The sequence below is a fragment of the Curtobacterium sp. APC 4022 genome (assembly GCF_030407555.1).
Lineage (GTDB): Bacteria > Actinomycetota > Actinomycetes > Actinomycetales > Microbacteriaceae > Curtobacterium.
This window is the reverse complement of record NZ_JASDDD010000004.1, coordinates 62,074-80,156: the sequence shown is the minus strand read 5'-3', so window position 1 is coordinate 80,156 and position 18,083 is coordinate 62,074. Positions and strand designations below refer to the sequence as shown.

16 protein-coding genes and 1 tRNA gene are annotated in these 18,083 nt (G+C 74.1%); 14 read left to right on the top strand and 3 right to left on the bottom strand.

Translation table 11 applies throughout. The annotated features are described in order from the left end of the window. Positions 1-49 precede the first annotated feature (49 nt). Genes QL987_RS02140 through QL987_RS02120 form a run of 5 tightly spaced genes read left to right on the top strand, consistent with a single transcriptional unit; the run spans position 50 to position 5,180 of the window. Positions 50-1,066, top strand: coding sequence for a glycosyltransferase (locus QL987_RS02140; protein ID WP_290156074.1), 1,017 nt, complete (start codon positions 50-52; stop codon positions 1,064-1,066). After that, complete coding sequence (locus QL987_RS02135) at positions 1,066-2,418, top strand: glycosyltransferase (RefSeq protein WP_290156073.1); 1,353 nt, start codon at positions 1,066-1,068, stop codon at positions 2,416-2,418. Before QL987_RS02140 ends, QL987_RS02135 begins: the two co-directional genes overlap by 1 nt. After that, a complete protein-coding gene (locus QL987_RS02130) occupies positions 2,415-3,035 on the top strand; it encodes an SIS domain-containing protein (RefSeq protein ID WP_111073425.1) in 621 nt (206 codons plus the stop codon). The genes QL987_RS02135 and QL987_RS02130 overlap by 4 nt, the downstream gene beginning before the upstream one ends. Then, a complete protein-coding gene (locus QL987_RS02125; protein ID WP_290156072.1) occupies positions 3,032-4,423 on the top strand; it encodes a PfkB family carbohydrate kinase in 1,392 nt (463 codons plus the stop codon). The genes QL987_RS02130 and QL987_RS02125 overlap by 4 nt, the downstream gene beginning before the upstream one ends. A gap of 52 nt (positions 4,424-4,475) precedes the next feature. After that, positions 4,476-5,180 carry an SDR family oxidoreductase gene (locus QL987_RS02120; RefSeq protein WP_290156071.1) on the top strand — a complete coding sequence of 235 codons (705 nt, stop codon included), beginning with the start codon at positions 4,476-4,478 and terminating at the stop codon, positions 5,178-5,180. Positions 5,181-5,422: 242 nt separating this feature from the next. Here the strand turns inward: QL987_RS02120 and QL987_RS02115 are convergent, their stop codons facing one another. Continuing rightward, complete coding sequence (locus tag QL987_RS02115) at positions 5,423-6,523, bottom strand: glycosyltransferase family 9 protein (protein WP_290156070.1); 1,101 nt, start codon at positions 6,521-6,523, stop codon at positions 5,423-5,425. A gap of 209 nt (positions 6,524-6,732) precedes the next feature. Between QL987_RS02115 and QL987_RS02110 the strand changes: the two genes are divergently transcribed. From QL987_RS02110 to QL987_RS02075, 8 genes are all read left to right on the top strand, one after another. Beyond that, entirely contained in the window at positions 6,733-8,241 is a 1,509-nt protein-coding gene (locus tag QL987_RS02110; RefSeq protein WP_290156069.1) for an aldehyde dehydrogenase family protein, read from the top strand. Then, positions 8,238-9,842, top strand: coding sequence for a D-glycero-beta-D-manno-heptose 1-phosphate adenylyltransferase (gene rfaE2 / locus QL987_RS02105; protein WP_290156068.1), 1,605 nt, complete (start codon positions 8,238-8,240; stop codon positions 9,840-9,842). The genes QL987_RS02110 and rfaE2 overlap by 4 nt, the downstream gene beginning before the upstream one ends. Positions 9,843-9,886: 44 nt before the next feature. Continuing rightward, positions 9,887-10,771 carry a glycosyltransferase gene (locus QL987_RS02100; RefSeq protein WP_290156067.1) on the top strand — a complete coding sequence of 295 codons (885 nt, stop codon included), beginning with the start codon at positions 9,887-9,889 and terminating at the stop codon, positions 10,769-10,771. 134 nt (positions 10,772-10,905) lie between these two features. After that, on the top strand, positions 10,906-11,640 hold the full coding sequence (locus tag QL987_RS02095) for a VTT domain-containing protein (RefSeq protein WP_290156066.1): 735 nt from the start codon (positions 10,906-10,908) through the stop codon (positions 11,638-11,640). Beyond that, complete coding sequence (locus QL987_RS02090) at positions 11,637-12,944, top strand: histidine kinase (RefSeq protein WP_290156065.1); 1,308 nt, start codon at positions 11,637-11,639, stop codon at positions 12,942-12,944. Before QL987_RS02095 ends, QL987_RS02090 begins: the two co-directional genes overlap by 4 nt. Then, entirely contained in the window at positions 12,941-13,603 is a 663-nt protein-coding gene (locus tag QL987_RS02085; RefSeq protein WP_290156064.1) for a response regulator transcription factor, read from the top strand. The genes QL987_RS02090 and QL987_RS02085 overlap by 4 nt, the downstream gene beginning before the upstream one ends. A 132-nt stretch (positions 13,604-13,735) precedes the next feature. Next, entirely contained in the window at positions 13,736-14,329 is a 594-nt protein-coding gene (locus QL987_RS02080; protein WP_290156063.1) for a molybdopterin-dependent oxidoreductase, read from the top strand. Then, the gene (locus QL987_RS02075) at positions 14,326-15,102 is read left to right on the top strand and encodes an FAD-binding oxidoreductase (protein WP_111073414.1); all 777 of its coding nucleotides are present in this window, start codon (positions 14,326-14,328) and stop codon (positions 15,100-15,102) included. The genes QL987_RS02080 and QL987_RS02075 overlap by 4 nt, the downstream gene beginning before the upstream one ends. 61 nt (positions 15,103-15,163) lie before the next feature. On the opposite strand, the gene QL987_RS02070 is transcribed toward QL987_RS02075, so the two are convergent. Next, a complete protein-coding gene (locus tag QL987_RS02070; protein ID WP_290156062.1) occupies positions 15,164-16,051 on the bottom strand; it encodes a hypothetical protein in 888 nt (295 codons plus the stop codon). A gap of 432 nt (positions 16,052-16,483) precedes the next feature. Further along, positions 16,484-16,555, bottom strand: a tRNA-Gly gene (locus QL987_RS02065). A gap of 135 nt (positions 16,556-16,690) precedes the next feature. Here QL987_RS02065 and QL987_RS02060 point away from each other — a divergent pair. Continuing rightward, the gene (locus QL987_RS02060) at positions 16,691-18,082 is read left to right on the top strand and encodes a serine hydrolase domain-containing protein (protein ID WP_290156061.1); all 1,392 of its coding nucleotides are present in this window, start codon (positions 16,691-16,693) and stop codon (positions 18,080-18,082) included. The last annotated feature ends 1 nt before the right edge of the window (position 18,083 follow it).

Sequence of the window (18,083 nt, the reverse complement as noted above, 5' to 3'; positions counted from 1 at the left end):
CTCCTTCTCCTTCTCCTCCTCCTGATCGACAGCGACCGAAAGGCAGTGCATGCGGATCCTCGTGTGGCACGTGCACGGCGGCTGGATGGACGCATTCGTCCGCGGCCCGCACGAGTACCTCATCCCCACGACCCCCGCCCGTGACGGCTGGGGCCTCGGTCGTGGTGGCCGGAACTGGGGTACGAACGCCGTCGAGATCGCACCCGAGGACGTCGCCGACGCCGAGGTGGACCTGGTCGTCCTGCAGCGGCCCGAGGAACTCGAGGTCGCCCGCGAACTGCTCGGCGGTCGTGACGTGCCCGTCGTCTTCGTCGAGCACAACGCCCCGCGCATCGACGTGCCGGACAGCCTGCACCCCTTCCGGGACCGCGACGACGTGACCATCGCGCACGTCACGCACTGGAACGCCCTGATGTGGGACTGCGGCTCCACCCGGACGACCGTCGTCGAGCACGGCGTCGTCGACCCCGGCCCGCTCTACACCGGCGAGCTCGAGCGGTTCGGCGCCGTCATCAACGAACCCGTCCGACGGAACCGCGTCGTCGGGACCGACCTGCTCCCCCGTTTCGGTGCCGTCGCCCCGGTCGACGTCTTCGGGATGGGCACGGAGAAGCTCGACGGACTCGGCCACGGCGACCTGCTCGTCGGCCTGGGTGACGTCAAGCCCGACCCGATGCACGCGGCCCTCGCGCAGCGCAGGGCCTACGTGCACGCCAACCGGTGGACCTCGCTCGGCCTCTCGCTCATCGAGTCGATGCACATGGCGATGCCGGTGCTGGTCCTCGCGACCACCGACGCCGCCCGGACCGTGCCCGCGGAGGCCGGCGCGATCGGGACCGACGTCGAGGAGCTGGTGCGGGCCTCCCGGACGCTGCTGGACGACCCGGACGAAGCACGCCGACGCGGCCTCGTCGCCCGGGAGGCCGTGCTCGCGCGGCACGCGCTGCCCCGGTTCCTCGCCGACTGGGACGAGCTGCTGGACGACGTGCGGTCGCGCCACCGGTCGCGGACCGGCACGGCGACCGCCGGTGCGGGTGCTGCGGCACCGCAGGGAAGGAGCAACTGATGGAGATCGCCATGGTCTCGGAACACGCGAGTCCGCTCGCGACCCTCGGCGGCGTCGACGCCGGTGGCCAGAACGTCCACGTGGCCGCGCTGTCCGCCGCCCTGGCCGACCGCGGCCACGCCGTCACCGTCTACACGCGTCGTGACGACGCCTCGCTGCCGGTCCGCGTGCCGCTGCGGCCGGGTGTCGACGTCGTCCACGTCGACGCCGGTCCCGCGCGGCACGTCCCGAAGGACGACCTGCTCCCCTACATGGGCACGTTCGCGCAGGTGCTGGCGTCGGAGTGGTTCGTCGACCGACCCGACGTCGTGCACGGGCACTTCTGGATGTCCGGCCACGCGACCGTCGACGCCGTGAACCAGGTCCAGGCGCGGACCGGTGGCACCCGCATCCCCGTCGTGCAGACCTTCCACGCGCTCGGTGTCGTGAAGCGTCGCCACCAGGGCACGGCCGACACCAGCCCCGCCGAGCGCGAGTGGCTGGAGCCCGCCGTCGGCCGGAGTGCCGACCAGGTCGTCGCCACCTGCTCCGACGAGGCGTTCGAGCTGAAGAGCCTCGGCGTCCCCCTCCGCTCCATCTCCGTCGTCCCCTGCGGCGTCGACGTCGAGCTGTTCCGACCGGACGGCCCCGTCGAGGAACGCGGGCGGACCTTCCGGGTGCTCACCGCCTCGCGCCTGGTGCAGCGGAAGGGCGTCGGCACGACCATCGCCGCCGTCGCCCAGCTCGTCGCGGCCGGTCGCGACGTCGAACTCGTCATCGTCGGCGGTGCCGGCACCGCGGGCGCCGACCTGCCGGACGACCCGGAGTACCAGCGCCTGGACGCGCTGGCCCGCGACCTCGGCATCCGCGACCACGTCTCGTTCCGCGGGCAACTCGCCCAGGAGGCCATGGGCGCGGTGTACCGGAGTGCCGACGTCGTCGTGTGCGCGCCCTGGTACGAGCCGTTCGGCATCGTCCCGCTCGAGGCGATGGCCTGCGGTGTCCCCGTGGTCGCCTCCCGCGTCGGCGGACTCATCGACACGGTCGTCGAGGACGCCACCGGGCTGCACGTCGAACCGCGCGACGAGGACGGCCTGGCCACCGCGCTCGGCGGGCTGCTCGACGACCCCGAGCGCCGTGCCGCCTACGGTCGCGCCGGTCGCCGCCGTGCCGAGTCCCGCTACACCTGGCAGAAGGTCGCCACCGACACCGAACGCGTCTACGACCGGCTGGTCGCCGGCGGCCGGGGCCGTCCGGTCCGCCCGGCCAGCGGCACCGACGTCGCCACCACCCGCATCCCGGACTCCGTCCGCCCCGCCGAGGAGCAGCTGGCCGACGCCGCGCTCCCCATCACCGAGAGGAACGCCCGATGACCATCGAGCAGACCGGGATCGGCACGACCGAGACCCCGACCAGCACCCGCACGGTGCTCGACCACATCGCCGCGTCCGTGCCGGTGATCGCGTCCCTCGTCGACCACGGCGACCACATCGCCGCCTGGGCCGACGACATCGCGGGGCGCCTGGTCGCCGGACGTCGCCTGCTGGCCGCAGGCAACGGCGGTTCCGCGGCCGAGGCGCAGCACCTGACCTCGGAGCTGACCGGCCGCTTCGACGGGGACCGGCCGGCGTACTCGGCGATCTCGCTGCACGCCGAGTCCTCCGCCGTCACCGCGATCGGCAACGACTACGGCTTCGAGGAGGTCTTCGCCCGCCAGGTCCGTGCCCACGCCCGCGCCGGTGACGTCGTCGTCCTGCTCAGCACCAGCGGCAGGAGCGCGAACCTGCTCGCCGCCGCAGCCGCCGCCCGTGACGCCGGAGCCCGGTCGATCGCGATGACCGGTGCGCTGCCGAACCCGCTCGCGAGCGTCGTGGACGACGTCATCGCCATCGACGGGCCGTCCGCCAACGTGCAGGAGGCCCAACTCGTCCTCGTGCACGCCCTCTGCCGGGCCATGGAGCCCGCCCTCCGCCGTGGAGGCACCCGATGACCGACCGCCAGCTCCGCATCGTCGTCGTCGGCGACACCCTGCTCGACGTCGACGTCAGCGGCACCAGCGACCGGCTCAGCCCGGACGCCCCGGTGCCCGTCGTCGACGTCCGCTCGGACCAGCGGCGTGCCGGTGGTGCCGGCCTCGTCGCGACGATGCTCGCGAAGGACGGCCACGACGTCACGCTCGTCACCGTCCTCGGCGACGACGCGCCGGCCGGCCAGCTCCGGTCGCTGCTGCCCGGCGTCCGGATCGTCGACGGGCCCTCCGGCGCACCGACCCCGGTGAAGACCCGGGTCCGCGTCGGTGAGCACGCCCTGGTCCGGATCGACGAGGGCTGCGACACCCCGCCGGTCCCCGCCGTGACGTCCGCGATGCGCGACGCCGTGGACGGCGCCGACGCGGTGATCGTCGCCGACTACGGCCGCGGGCTCACCGAAGCCGCCGAGATGCGCGCCGCGCTGCACGCCGTCGTCGCGCACACCCCGGTCGTCTGGGACCCGCACCCGAAGGGCGCCACGCCGGTCGCCGGCACCACCGTCGCCACGCCGAACGCCAGCGAGGCGCACCGCTTCACCGGCATCGCCGGCAGCGGGGTCGCCTTCGCCACCGACGCCGCCGCGGACCTCGTCGCCCGCTGGGACGTCCAGGCCGTCGCCGTGACGATGGGCGATCGCGGCGCCCTGGTCGGCAGCCACACCCCTCGTGGAGCCGACTCCCGCTTCGTCCCTGCCCCGTCCGTCACCGCCGGTGACCCCTGCGGCGCCGGCGACCGGCTCGCCGCGGGCGTCGCCGTCGCGCTGGCATCCGGTGCGGAGATCGCCGACGCCGTCACCGCCGGGGTCGAGGCCGCGTCCGCGTACCTCGCCGCCGGCGGCGTCGCCTCGCTCGTCGAGGGAGCCCCGCCCGCACCGATCGCCGTGCCCGGCGCCGACCGCGATGCGCTGCGCGTCGTGCACGAGGTCCGCGCCGCCGGCGGCGTGGTCGTCGCCACCGGCGGCTGCTTCGACCTGCTGCACGCCGGCCACGCCCGCACACTGTCGGCAGCGCGGGCCCTCGGCGACTGCCTGGTCGTCTGCCTGAACTCGGACGAGTCCGTCCGCGGGCTCAAGGGTCCCGACCGGCCGATCATGGGCCAGGACGACCGTGTCGAGCTCCTGCTCGCCCTGGACTGCGTCGACGCGGTGGTGGTGTTCGACGAGTCCACCCCCGACGAGGCGCTCCGCCGCTTCCGTCCGGACGTCTGGGCGAAGGGCGGCGACTACACCGCCGACGAGCTGCCCGAGTCCGTGACCCTCGCCGAGTGGGGTGGTCGCGTCATCACCGTGCCGTTCCACCCGGGCCGCTCCACCACCCGGCTCGCCGCCGCCATCGAACGCGTCGGCTGAGCCGCACCCCGTCTTCCCTCCTCACCACAGCACCAGATCGCAAAGGACATCCATGCCCGTCCCCACCACCCCCATCGGCCGCGTCCTCGTCACCGGCGGCGCCTCCGGACTCGGCGCAGCCGTCGTGGCCGCCGTCACCGAGGCCGGCGGCACCCCGATCGTCCTCGACCTGCGCATCGACGCCGTCCCCGAAGGCGTCGACGCGGTCGCCGTCGACGTCTCGGACACCGACGCCGTCGAACGTGCCGTCGCCGCGGCCGTCGAGCGCCACGGTGGCCTGGACGCCGTCGTCACCGCCGCGGGCATCGACACCCCCGCCCCGATCGACGCCATCTCGTCCGGCAACTGGGAGAAGATCGTCGGCGTCAACCTCATCGGCACCGCGTCGACCGTCCGCGCCGCGCTCCCCGCGCTCGAGGCCACGCACGGCCGCGTCGTCACGATCTCGTCGTCCCTCGCCCTGCGCGGCGTCGGCCACGGCACCGCGTACTCGGCGTCGAAGTTCGGCGTCCGCGGGTTCTCGCAGGCCCTCGCCGCCGAGACCGCCGGCCGTGTCGGTGTCACCAACGTGATCCCCGCGGGCATGCGGACGAACTTCTTCGCCGACCGTACCGAGCAGTACAAGCCGGGTCCGGACGCGCAGCTCATCGAGCCGGAGTACGTCGCGAACTCGATCATCTTCGCCCTCTCGCAGCCGGCCGGGTGCGAGATCCGCGAGCTGTCGATCATGCCGGCGACGGAGCCCAGCTGGCCCTGACCGCGCCCGCGCCCGACGCGCGCACCTGACGGACGGGAGGCCCGGTACCAGCTGGTACCGGGCCTCCCGTCCGTCTGCGGCCCGCCGGACCGGCGCCGGCCCACCGACCCGCCGCGAGGTCGCACGAAGTGCCGCCTGGTGGGCTGCCCGGCAGCCGGTCCTGCGACCTCGGCGATGCGCGCACGGCACGTCGTGCCACCCCGGGAGGCCCGCGCCCGCGCCGACGGACCGGCGCACCGCCGTCAGTTGGTCGCGAGCAGGTCCTCGACGTCCGCCAGGACCCGGTCCGGGGTGATCTCGTCGACGAAGGACGGGTCGTGCTCGCAGCGTTCCGCGGTCCAGCCCACCTGGGTGACGTCGACCCCGCACACCGGGCAGCGCGTGACGAAGCTCATGAGGACGCGGTGCCGTCCGCGGTCGAGGGGGCCGGCGTTGATGACGTTGCCGAACCAGAACACGCCGACGGTGGGGGTGCCGACGGCGACGGCGAGGTGCCGCGGGCCGGAGTCGTCGCCGACCATCACGTCGGCGGCACCGAGCACGGCGGGCAACTCCACCAGCGGCAGGGTGCCGGTGAGGTCGTGCAGCCGCCGGGCGGCGTCGGGGCCGACGGCCTCGGTGACGGACGCCCGGATCGCGGTCGCAGCCGGCCGGTCCGAGTCGTCGCCGACCAGCACGACGTCGTCGCCCGCCTCGAGCCGGGCGACCGCGACCGCGGCGAACCGATCCGGGCTCCAGCGGCGGCGGGAGTCGGTGGCGCCGGGGTGCATCGCGACGAGACGCCCGGTGACGCCGAGCCGCTGTCGGACCGCAGCCTGCTCGTCGTCGGTGACCGTGAGGCGGGGGTCGAGCGTGACCGGTTCCGCGCCGGCGAGCCCGACGACCTCGAGCGCCCGGAGCACCTCGTGCTGGTAGTAGACGTAGCGGACCCAGCGCTCGGTGGGGACGGCGTCCTCGGTGGCGGTACCGATCGAGTGCGCCGCGCCGAGCCGGAGCAGGAACGGGTTCGAGTTCCGACCGCCGCCGTGCAGTTGCACCGCCAGGTCGAACCGGCCGTGCAGGCGGGCGAAGAAGTCGTCCAGGTCGGGGGCGCCCTCGCCACCGTCGCGGACCCCGGGCGACACGGGGAGCTCCTCGACGGCGTGCACGGCGTCGGTGCGGCCGGCCAGCAGCACGCGGGCCATCGGCGTCCCGAGCAGGGTGATCCGGGCCTCCGGGTACGCGGCCGCCAGGGCCTCGATCGCCGGCATCGCGAACATCAGGTCTCCGAGTCCCCCACCCCGGAGGACCGCGATCTCACGGACCCCCTCGAACCGTTCGCCGCCACGTCCGATCTGCACCACGCCTGTCGTCCTCCTCGGTGTCCGACGCGCCCCGGGAGTTCGTCGCACGTCCCTTCGTTCCTACCGACGGGCAGCCGTGCGGGTGCCGATCGACCGGTACTGCTGCGCCCCGTGGACACCACGACGGACCCCGTGGGCGTGCACAGCAGCAGCAGTGCAGCGTGGGGAGCCCCGGTGCACGCGACCGGACCACGACGAGAAGGACGCACATGACGCTCGATGCCCCCACCACCACCGCTCCGTCGTCGGACGACTCGTCCGCGGACACGATCACGGTGCTCGACCCCGTGACCGGCGAGGTGGCCTCGGAGACCCGTCGCAGCACGGCGGACGAGGTGCGTGACGCCGTCGCGCGGGCCCGGGCAGCGGCGACCGGCTGGGCGCGGACGGCTCCCGGCGAGCGTGGGGCGCTCCTCCGCGCCGCGGCCGAACGGCTGCGCGACCACGCGGACGAGCTCGCGGCGATGAACACCCGCGAGACGGGCAAGGTGCCGGGTGACGCCCTCGGTGGGGTCGACGCGGGCATCAACACGCTCATCCAGTACGCCGAGTTCGGCCCGCTGCACCGCGGTGAGGCGCTGCGCGGCAACCACGGCGCCGCCGACTTCGCGGTCCCGCACCCCCGGGGCGTCGTCCTCGCCCTGACCCCGTGGAACGACCCGGTGGCCGTGGCGTGCGGGATCCTCGGCGCGGCGATCGCGGCCGGCAACACCGTCGTCCACAAGGGCAGCGAGCGGAGCCCGGGCACGATCGCCCTGCTGAACCGTCTGCTCGCGGCCGAACTGCCCGAGGGCGTGCTCGTCGGGGTCGACGGCGACGCCACGACGGGCGAACAGCTCCTGGCCGAGGACGGCATCGCGGTCTACGCGCACGTCGGCTCGACCGCGACGGGTGACCGTCTCACCGAGGCAGCACTGCGCACCCGTGCGCACGTCATCCGCGAGAACGGCGGCAACGACGCAGCCGTCGTGGACGCCGACGTCGACCCGGTGTGGGCCGCCGACCAGGTCGCCCTCGGGGCGTTCGCGAACACCGGCCAGATCTGCACGAGCGTCGAGCGCGTCTACGTGCACAGCGCCATCGCCGAGGAGTTCACCGCCGCCCTGGTGCGGGCCGCCGAGCGCAAGACGGCCTCTGCCGCGGCCGACTTCGGTCCCCTGGTGGACGAGCGGCTCCGTGCCACGGTGCAGCAGCACGTCGACCAGGCCGTGGCCGCGGGCGCCCAGGTGCTGACCGGCGGCGCCGTGCCCGCAGGCGCCGGCACCTTCTACCCCGCCACCGTCCTCACCGGCTGCACGGACGACATGCTCGTCCTCACCGAGGAGACCTTCGGTCCGGTCGCCCCGATCCGCATCGTCGAGGACATGGCCGAGGGCCTGCGTCTCGCCGCGGAGGACCGGTACGGCCTGGCCGCGACCGTCCTGACCGGCGACACCGCGACCGCACTGCAGGCCGCCGCCGAGCTGCCGGTCGGCACCGTGAAGATCAACGCCGTGTTCGGCGGCGCGCCCGGCGGCAGCGCGGAGCCGCGCGGCGCGTCGGGCTCCGGCTTCGGCTACGGCCCGCACCTGCTCGACGAGATGACGACGACCACCGTCGTGCACCTCGAGGCCGCCCCGCGCCGCGCCACGGCCACCGCCGCGGGCAGCAGCGCCGTCGACCCGGCCACCGCCGGCAGCCACGACACCGACACCGCGACCGCCGAGGACGTCCGATGACCGCCGACGTCCGGATGGTCCGCCGGGTCGTCGACGCCGTCGCCGCCGTCGAGCCGGTCGTCGTCGTGGTCGGCGACGTCATCCTCGACCGCTGGACGGTCGGCGCGGCCGAACGGGTCTCCCGTGAAGCCCCCGCGCCCGTCGTCCGGGTCACCGAGACGATCGCCGTCCCGGGAGGCGCGGCCAACACCGCCGTGAACGCCCGGGCCCTGGGTGCCCACGTCCGGATGGTCGCGCTGATCGGCGACGACGAGACCGGCCGGGTGCTCCGCGACCGCCTGGAGGCCGCCGGGGTCGACACCCGCTGGCTCGTGGCCGTGCCGGGAGCGACGACGACGAGCAAGGACCGGATCGTGGGCGGGGACCGCGTGGTGGTCCGGGTCGACGACCTGGCCGGCCCGCCGAGTGCCGCGGACACCGCGCTGCTCGCCGAGGCGACCGCCGCTGCCGTACAGGGCCACGCGCCCTCGCAGGGCCACGCGCCGAGCACGGCCGGGTCCTCGGCCCCGACGGGCGTGCGGGCCGACGCCGTCGTGGTCTGCGATTACGACCTCGGGGTCGACGCGACCGCGATCGTGCCGGTGCTCGAACAGGACCGCCCCACCACCGTCGTCGTCGATGCGCACGACCTCACCCGCTGGAGCGCCCTGCACCCCGACCTCGTCACCCCGAACGCGGGCGAGGCCGCCGCGTTGCTCGGCCGCGACCTCGGGCAGGGCGCCGAGCGTGCCGGCACCGTGGTGGCCGCCCGCGACGAGGTCCTCGCGGTCACCGGCGCCCGGAACGCCGTCGTCACGCTCGACCGGAACGGCACCGTCCTGCTCGAGGACGGCGCGGTCCCGACCACCGACGTGCACCGCACCCGTGCCACCCCGGCGTCCGAGCAGCAGGCCTCCGGCGCCGGCGACACCTTCTGCGCCGCCGCCTCGGTCGCCCTCGCCGTGGCGACCCCGGTGCGCGACGCCGTCTCGTTCGCGCAGGCCGCCGCCGACGTCGTCGTGCGTGAGGCCGGCACCTCCGTGTGCACCGCCGACGCCCTCGTGGCGTCGGTGTCCGCCCCCGCCGAGACCGTCGTCGACCACGACCAGCTCGCCGACGCGGTCGACGAGGCCCGTCGTGCCGGTCGTCGCATCGTCTTCACGAACGGCTGCTTCGACGTCGTCCACCGCGGACACACGACCTACCTGCGGCAGGCCAGCGAGCTCGGCGACCTGCTCGTCGTCGCGCTGAACGACGACGACTCGGTCCGCCGTCTCAAGGGACCCGAGCGGCCGATCAACACCGCCGAGGACCGCGCCGGCGTGCTCGCCGCCCTGGCCTGCGTCGACCTGGTGACGGTGTTCGCGACCGACACCCCCATCCCGCTCATCGAACGCATCCGCCCCGACGTCTACGTCAAGGGCGGGGACTACTCCCCCGAGATGCTCAGCGAGACCGAGGTGGTCCGCGCGCACGGCGGCGAGGTCGTGATGGTCGACTACGTGGCCGAGCACTCCACGAGCGCGGTGGTCCGACGGATCCGCGAGACGGCGGCCGGCAACGGGACCGCTCCGGTCGCCCCGGCTGCCGACCCCGCTCCGGCCGGGCCAGGGGACGCGTGACACGGGGCGCGCGGTGGTCCGGCGAGTGGGGTCGTCCGGCCGAGGTGACACCGACCGAGAGCGCCCCCGTCGACGTCGACGTCCTCGTCCCGACCGTCGGTCGGACCGCCGAGCTCGCCGCGACCCTCGCCGGGCTCGCCGCCCAGACCGAGGTCGCCTTCCGCCTGGTCCTCAGCGACCAGTCCGAGACCGGTGACGTCGCCGAGCGTCCGGCGGTCGCCGCGATGGTGCGCGTCCTGGAGGCCCAGGGCCGCCCCGTCACGCTGCTCACCCACCCGGAACGGCGCGGCCTCGCCGAGCACCGGCAGTTCCTGCTCGACCACGCCCACGCCGACGCCGTGCTGTTCCTCGACGACGACGTGTGGCTGGAGCCCGGCTCCGTGCAGCGCATGCTCGACGCCCTGCGCTCGCTCGACACCGGCTTCGTCGGCAGCGCCGTCCAGGGGCTGTCCTACCTGCAGGACCGCCGCCCGCACGAGACCGAGCCGTTCACGCTCTGGGACGGCCCGGTCGTCCCCGAGGTGGTCCGTCGGGGCACGCCGGGCTTCGACCGCTGGTCGCTGCACAACGCCGCGAACCTGGTGCACGTCGCCGCCGGACTCGACGTCGAACCGGGCGGCTGGTTGCCCTACCGGGTGGCCTGGGTCGGGGCCTGCGCGATGTACGACCGCGCCGCACTCGAGGCCGTCGGTGGCTTCCACTTCTGGGAGTCGCTGCCGACCGGGCACGCGGGCGAGGACGTCGTCGCGCAGTGGCTCGTGATGGAGCGGTTCGGCGGCGTCGGCATCGTCCCCTCGGGAGCCGTGCACCTCGAGGCACCGACGACCGTGACGGACCGCTCGGTCGACGCTCCGGACGTCGTCTTCGCGCACGAGACGCACGAGACACACGACGCGCACCAGCACGAGCACGAGCACGAGCACCGGTAGTACCGGTAGTACCGACCGCACCGGGTCATACCGCGGTAGGGGGTCGGACGCGACCGCAGCGGGATGGCAGGACGCCCGTCGCTCCGTAGCGTCGTACCCGTCGGCGAGGTCCGCCGGCGGGAGGAGCGACACCCGTGTTCGACCAGATCACCCCCTTCGTCGTCGACCTGGCGTCATCGCCGCTCGTCTACCTCGTCCTGTTCGTCCTCTGCCTGGTCGACGGGTTCTTCCCGCCGGTGCCGAGCGAGACGGCCCTCGTCGCCGTCGCCGCGGTGGCCGCGACCTCCGGACAACCGGTCCTGGCCGTGGTGCTCGGTGCCGCTGCCCTCGGAGCGATCGCCGGCGACTCGATCGCCTACGCGATCGGCCGACGCGTCGGACTCAAGCGGCTCCGGAACGCCCGACGGCCCCGGATCGCGGCGGCGTTCGCGTTCGCCGAGCGGCAGATGCAGCGCCGGTCCGCCAGTCTCATCCTGATCGGGCGGTACATCCCGGTCGGACGCGTCGCGGTGAACATGACCGCCGGCGCCACGGGGCTGCCCTACCGACGGTTTCTCGGCATCAGTGCGGTAGCGGGCGTCGCCTGGAGTGCCACCTCGATCGGCATCGCGCTCGCCACCTCGTCGTTCCTGCACGAGCCGCTCGTCGCGGCCGCGGTCTCGATGGTCGTCGCCGGCGGCCTCGGCCTGGTGGTGGACCGGGTGCTCGGTAGGATCCAGCGCAGACGCGACGCACGTGCCGCTGCCGCCGCCGACCGGGAGGCACGCCCCACCCCCGCGACGGACCGTCCGGTCCGCACCGCTCGGGCCACGACGACCCCGCGCACCGCCACCTGCCCCCTCACCACCGGAGAGACCGCCCGACCGTGACCGACCGCACCAGCAGGAGCGTCCCGGACCAGACTCCGGCCCACACCCCGGCACGGACCTCGGCACGGGCCGTCCCCAGGACGTTCCGGATCCCCGGGACGCGGCTGCGGGCCTCCCGGTCGGTCGTCCTCACCCGCGGTTCCCTCGTCGTCGCCGCCGTCACCCTGCTGGCGGTCGGTGCGCCGGTCGCGGCCGTCGTGCACGGCGTCCCCGTCCCGCTGGCGCTCCTGGTGACCGCCGTGCTGGGCGCGACGCTCCTGGTCGCACCAGCTCGGCCGCGCTCGGCGACGGCCGTCCACCTGCTCGCCCTCGCCGGACTCGGCGTCCTGACCGCCCCCGGCCGGGTCGGACCGTGGCCGCTGCCCGTCACCGCGATGATCGGCCTGGCCGTGTTGCTCGTCGTCCTCGGGCTCCGGACCGGGTGGCGGACCACCGCCGTCGCCTGGGGTGTGTCGACCGTCCTGACCCTGGTGCTCGTCGCCGCGACCCCCGCCCGCTGGGCCGAACCGGAGGTCTGGGTGAGCACGCTCGTCGTCTCGTCCGGCAGCGGGCTGCTCATCGGGGCCGCCGCGGTCCTGCTCGGGCAGCGCCGGAGCGTCGGCGCCGAGCTCGTCGCCGCGCGCCAGGACGCCGAGCAGCAGGCCGGTGCCCGCCGTGCGGTCGAGGAGCGTGCCCGGATCGCCCGGGAGCTGCACGACGTCGTCGCGCACAGCATGTCGGTCGTGCACATGCAGGCCGAGTCCGCGCCCTACCGGGTGGCGGACCTGCCCCCGGCGGCACGGGCGGAGTTCCGGACGATCGCCGAGACCTCCCGCACCGCTCTGCGGGAGATGCGGCAGCTGCTCGGCACCCTCCGCGGTGAGGAGGACGCCGAGCGTGCCCCGCAGCCCGGGCTGTCGGACCTGCCGGCGCTCGTCGCGTCGACGCGGGCGGCGGGGCTCACGGTCACGCTGGACGTCCTCGGCGCAGCGGACTCCGCAGTCGAGGACACGGTCGGCCGGGTCACGCAGCTCACCGTGTACCGCATCGTCCAGGAGGCGCTCGGCAACGTCGTCCGTCACGCCCCCGGAGCCGACACCACGGTGGCCGTCCGGGTGTCGGACGCCGCCGTCGAGGTGACCGTGACGAACGCCGCGGCGCCCCTCGCTCCCCCACCGCCGGCCGACGACGGCGGGTACGGCCTCGCCGGCATGCGCTCCCGCGTCGCCGCGCTCGACGGCTCGCTCGACACGGGACGCACCACGGACGGCGGCTTCCGCGTCGCCGCGACCCTGCCCCACCACCCGGACGGAGACCCCCGATGACCCGAGTGCTCGTCGTCGACGACCAGGCGGTGTTCCGGATGGGACTCGTCGCGATCCTCGGCTCGCAACCCGACCTCGAGGTCGTGGCGGAGGCCGGCGACGGTGCCGAGGCCGTCGCGCTCGGCATCGACCTGGAACCCGACGTCGTGCTGATGGACGTCCGGATGCCGGTGCTCGACGGCATCGAGGCGACCCGACGTCTCACCGCGGCGCCGAGTACACGGCCGGTCCGTGTCCTCATGCTGACGACGTTCGACATCGACGACTACGTGTTCGACGCGCTGCGGGCCGGGGCCAGCGGCTTCCTGCTCAAGGACGCCGGGGCCGAGGACCTGATCGCCGCCGTGCGGACCATCGCCGCCGGGGACGCCCTGCTCGCGCCCCGGGTCACCCGCCACCTGGTCGAGGCGTTCATCGCCGCGCCCCGACCCGCCGCGCCGGCCGCGGACGTGCTCACCGTCCTGACCGACCGGGAGCGGGACGTCTTCATGCTCATGGCGCGGGGACGCTCCAACGGCGAGATCGGCCGCGAGCTGTTCATCGCCGAGCAGACCGTCAAGACCCACGTCGGCCGGGTGCTGGCGAAGCTGCAGCTGCGGGACCGTGTGCACGCCGTGGTGTTGGCGTACGAGTCCGGCCTGGTCACCCCGGCCGGCTGAGTCGGACGGCCGTCGCGTCGGTCGCGGCAGTCGGGTCGGTCGCGTCGGTCCTGGCGGCGGTCGCGGCCGCTGCCGTGGCAGGATCGAGAGGGCGGCGGTCTCGGCGCCAGCGACGACAGGGACGAGGACACGATGGCCAGCTTCACCCGCGGGTTCGGCGGACGCCGCCGTGACGTCGACGACAGCAAGGTCCCGCCCGGGCAGACCCTGGTGCACGACTGGCCGGTCCTGTCCGCCGGCGCGACGCCGGAGATCGAGCCGTCCGAGTGGAGCTTCTCGATCCGCACCGAGTCCGGTCTGCACTCGTGGACGTGGGACGAGGTCCGGGCGCTCGGGCTCGAGGACGTCACGGTCGACATCCACTGCGTCACGCACTGGACGAAGCTCGGCATGGGCTGGCGCGGTGTCCCGCTCGACAAGCTGTTCGCCGAGGTCGAGACCGCGCTCGACTTCTGCATGGTGCACAGCTTCGGTGGCTACACCACGAACGTCCCGCTCGACGAGCTGCTCGAGGGGCAGGCCTGGATCGCGTTCGAGGCGGACGGTGAGCCCCTGACCCCGGAGCACGGCGGCCCCGCACGACTGCTCGTCCCGCACCTGTACTTCTGGAAGAGCGCGAAGTGGGTGCGCGGCATCGTGATGCACGCCGAGGACGAGCCCGGGTTCTGGGAGAACGCGGGCTACAACATGCACGGCGACCCGTGGAAGGAAGAGCGGTACTGGTGAGCCTGCCCACTGCGCCGGTCCGGCCGCTCCGCCGTCCCGCGTGGCACGACGCCACGGTCGTGGCGGTCGCCCCCGAGACGCCGAACGCCGGCCGACTGGTCCTCGACGTGCCGACCTGGCCGGGCAACGACCCCGGGCAGCACCTGGACCTGCGCCTGACGGCCGAGGACGGCTACCAGGCCACCCGGTCGTACTCGATCGCCTCCGCCGGGGACGGCACCCGGATCACCCTCGCGGTGGACCGGGTCGAGGACGGCGAGGTCTCCCCGTTCCTGGTCGACGCCGTCGAGGTCGGTGACTCGCTCGAGGTGCACGGTCCGCTCGGCGGCTGGTTCGTCTGGCGCCCGGACGTGTCGGCGGCGCACCCCAGGCCCGTGCAGCTGATCGCCGGTGGGTCGGGCGTCGTGCCGCTGCTGCCGATGGTCACCGCGCACGCCGAGGCAGCCGACCCGTCGCCGTTCCGGATGCTCTACGCCGTCCGGACGCCCGAAGACGTCTTCTTCCGCGCTGAACTCGACGCGGCGCTCGCCCTGGCGGACCGCGCGCCGTTCACGCTCGAGGTCGTGTACAGCCGCCAGAGCCCGCCCGGGGCCGAGACGCCCGCCGGACGTCTGACGCGCGACCGGCTCGCCGCGTCGGTCCTGCCGCCCGAGGCCGGGGCCCTGGTCTACGTCTGCGGATCGACGCCGTTCGTGGAACAGGTGCTGCGCTGGCTCGGCGAGCTCGGGCACGACGTCACCGAGGTCCGGGCGGAGCGCTTCGGCGGCGCCTGAGCACCCGACATGACGAGAGCAGGCGGCCCCGCGTGGGACCGCCTGCTCATCGTGCTGTGGTTCAGTTGCGCGCCGGGAACTCCTGGACGAAGAACTTCTGCGCCTCCGACTTCCGGCCGGACGAGTCCTCGACCCACATCTTGTACTCGAGCCAGTCGGAGCCCTCGGGGAGGGTCACGTCGATGTCGGTGAACTTCCCGATGCCGCCACCTGCCGTGTAGGTCGCGCGATCGGTGAAGGTCACACCGTCAGAGGACTGCTGGACGTGGAGCGTGCCGTCGGTCGGACGGGTGACCGTGGCCTCGCGGCGGGCGTGGTCGTACGCGGTGAAGAGCGACTCGACCGCACCGGTCTCGAAGTCGTTCGTCCACCCACCGTCGGTCCCGCTCACGGCGAGGACGTTCGGCATGCCCGGCTGCTTCGCGTCCTGCTCGGGCTGCGGCTGGGGTTCCGGCGCGGGGTTCGGGTCCGCCGGCACGGGCAGCGGGGTGAGGGTGGGGCGCGGCCCCGGCGTCTCGGGCGGCGTGCCCGGCGCGACGGCGGACCAGAGCACGGACTCGACCGTGGCGAAGTTGTACGCGTTGTACTTCGTTCCGAACCGCAGCTCGAAGGTCGGGGAATCGGACGCGACGCTCGCCGAGAACCGCCCACCGGCGCCGACCTTGCCGGCCTGGTAGCCATGGCCGGCGTTGATCTGGACATCGCGGACGCGCTCGGTGATCACGCCTTCGACGGAGATCCGCCCCTGGTCGTACACGGCGGAGGTCAGGGTGACGATGCCGTGGGCGAACACGTGGCCGCCGGAGCCCAGCTCCGGCGTGGTCGCGGCGGCCGAGACGGACGAGGTCGGGGCGGTCGCTGCCATCGCCGGGAGCGAGCCGACGACGGGGGCGCCGAGCGCCAGCACGAGGCCGGCGGCGGCGGTGATGAGGGTGCACTTCTTCTGCATGGGGTGGTGTTGCTCCTGCGTTCGGGGCGGATGGGCCGAGCAGGACTGTGCCACTGCAATCTGACGGTATTTCGGATGCAATGTCCATCGGTGGCGACCGGACGACCGGGCTCCCTGTCAACACCGCGCTCGACTGATGCGGGGAGATTGCGGGAAACCGCATGTCGGACCGATGACCCCACCTCGGGGGGTGACCGCTCCGAAGACATGCCCGGGACCTGCGGCGGACCACCCATCCGCCCGTCCTCCGGAGGCGACGAGGCCTCTGCGCCGGCGTGGGCGCGGGGACCCGAACCCTGCGCCCAGCCGGCACCCCCGGCGTGACGACGTCCCCGGTCCGCGATCCCCCGGCAGGGCGCCCGTGAACGACGGAACCCCCGACCGATGGCCGGGGGTTCCTGGTGTCTTGATGTCCTCTGGAGGGACTGTCCGAGCGGATGACGAGATTCGAACTCGCGACCCTCACCTTGGCAAGGTGATGCGCTACCACTGCGCCACATCCGCATGCTGCTCACCGGGGTGACCAACGTCGACAACTGTACCTGACGACGGGCGCGATCCGGGCCTCCCGACCGCGTGTCGGGCGCGCCGGACGGAAGTCCCGCTCGCATGACCGGGGGTCGGGTTAGGGTCGGAGGCGTGACGACGACGTTCCGACGCAGTTCCCCGTCCGCCCTCGGCATCGACGCGGCGGGCGTCGACCGGCTGGTCACCGCGCTCGAGGGCGCGCCCGGCGTGGAGCCGCACAGCATCATGGTCCTCCGGCACGGCGAGGTCGCCGCCGAGGGCTGGTGGGCCCCGTTCGCCGCCGACAGGGTGCACCTGCTCTACTCGCTGAGCAAGAGCTTCACCGCGGCGGCCGTCGGGATCGCCGTCCGTGCCGGGCTCGTCGACCTGGACGCCACCGTGATCAGCCACTTCCCGGAGCTCGACGCCGAAGTCACCGACGAGCGCACCCGCCGGATGCGCGTCCGCCACCTGCTGGCGATGGCGAGCGGGCACCGGGCCGAGACCATCGAGCGCGCCCGGCAGCTCGACCCGACGAACACCGTCCGGGGCTTCCTGCTGCTGCCGGTGGACGAGGAGCCGGGCACCGTCTTCGCCTACAACCAGCCGTGCACGTACACGCTCGGCGAGATCGTGCGGCGGGTCAGCGGGACCTCGCTGCTCGAGTACCTGCGGCCCCGGCTGTTCGAACCGCTCGGCATCGACGACTTCGCCTGGTGCCGGGACGACTCCGGCGCCGAACTCGGCTACAGCGGCGGCTACACGACGACCGACGCCGTCGCTGCCCTCGGCCAGCTCTACCTGCAGGGTGGCGTGTGGGACGGCGAGCGGCTGCTCGACGAGGACTGGGTCGCCGCGGCCACCAGCACCCGCGTCGAGAACCCGGACGAGGCGAACCCGGACTGGTCGGTCGGCTACGGGTTCCAGTTCTGGATGGCCCGGCACGGGTTCCGCGGCGACGGTGCCTACGGGCAGTTCTGCATCGTGCTGCCGGAGCAGGACGTGGTCGTCGCGATGACCGGGCAGAGCCTCGACATGCAGGCCGTCCTCGACGCGGTGTGGGCGAACCTGCTGCCGGCGATCGACCGGCCGGGGACCGCCGAGGGCGACGAGGACCTCCGCGTACGGCTCGCGGGCCTCGCGCTGCCGCCGGTGGTCGGCGGACCGCTCGGCGACCTGCCGGACGGATCCGCCTCGGTCGCCGGGTCACCGTCCGCGCGCCTGGGCGCCGGACTGGAGGCCCTGCACCTGTCCCCTGACACCGACCGCGGGTGGGTGCTCACCCTCCGCGACCCCTGGGGCGAGGTCGTCGCACCGGTCGGCGACGGCTCATGGGCGATCGACGGCGCGACCGCGACCAGCGGAGCCCGGGACGGCGACGAGCTGTCCATCGACGTCCGGTTCGTGGAGACCCCGCACCTGCTGCACGTCCGGTGGGACCTGGCGTCGGGCACCGCTTCGGCCGCCTGGGAGACCGAGCCGCTGCACGACGCCGCGTCGACCCTGCACCGCCCCGCCGACTGAC